The 782-nt window shown below is 45.9% G+C and carries 1 protein-coding gene; it reads left to right on the top strand.

Annotated features, from left to right (window positions below; translation table 11 throughout):
• Positions 1–373: hypothetical protein (locus NYG90_RS10510; protein ID WP_285265046.1), on the top strand; the 373-nt coding region annotated here is incomplete at its 5' end.
• Positions 374–782: the final 409 nt, after the last annotated feature.

The raw sequence follows: 782 nt of genomic DNA, 5'->3' as shown, positions 1-782 counted from the left end.
AAAAGTGGATTCTGGTGTGAAAGCTCTCTCTACGATTCAGTCTCCCTTAACGCAAAAAGCTTACTCTGTTTTATCCGCAAAAAGAAAACAAGGGACACCGCTCGGCGCAAGCCGATGTTTCTTTAGAAAAAGGTTTATCCCCACCCCGCTCCCCTTAACCCAAAAAGAAAGCGTAGCTTCTTTAGAAACAGTGACCGCTTTTTCTTTTTGCAATCAAGGGGAGAGCCTCGCACTTCCGCTTCTAGCACTCGCGCGGCGGCGGGACACTACTGCCCGCCTTACTCCCGCGCTCGCGCACCACGAAGCGGGCGAGAATCGGTTGCGCCTTGCGGCGCGATTGAAAAGATGGATTCTGCTACCGCAGAATGTGTAGATTGCCGCGCGGACAAGTCCGCTCGCAATGACGGGGAAGAGGCTGAAAGTGTAAAAAAATGGATTCTAGGATTGAAGCCCAAATTCTGTCATTGCGAGATTTGCGTGGCAAATCGTGGCAATCCACAATCAAAAAGTGGATTCTAGGGAAATGTTAAAAATGTAAGGGGAAAAATTAAAAAAGTGGATTCTAGGATTTTGGTTTTGTTTTTAATGGATTACTAAAGAAGCTACGCTTTGCCGCGCGGACAAGTCCGCTCGCAATGACAGAAAAAGCGTTTAGTGTAAAAAGTGGATTCTAGGAGTAAAGTTAGTTTGAGAGCAACACGATTCTAAGAATTGTGCTGAAAAATTAAGAGTCGCGGGCGGTAGGATTTGAGATGTTAATAAAAAGTGGATTCTAGGAGTAA

This window comes from Helicobacter zhangjianzhongii (genome assembly GCF_030249855.1).
GTDB lineage: Bacteria > Campylobacterota > Campylobacteria > Campylobacterales > Helicobacteraceae > Helicobacter_B > Helicobacter_B zhangjianzhongii.
The sequence above is the reverse complement of the archived record's forward strand: the minus strand, read 5'-3'. Positions and strand labels throughout refer to the sequence as shown.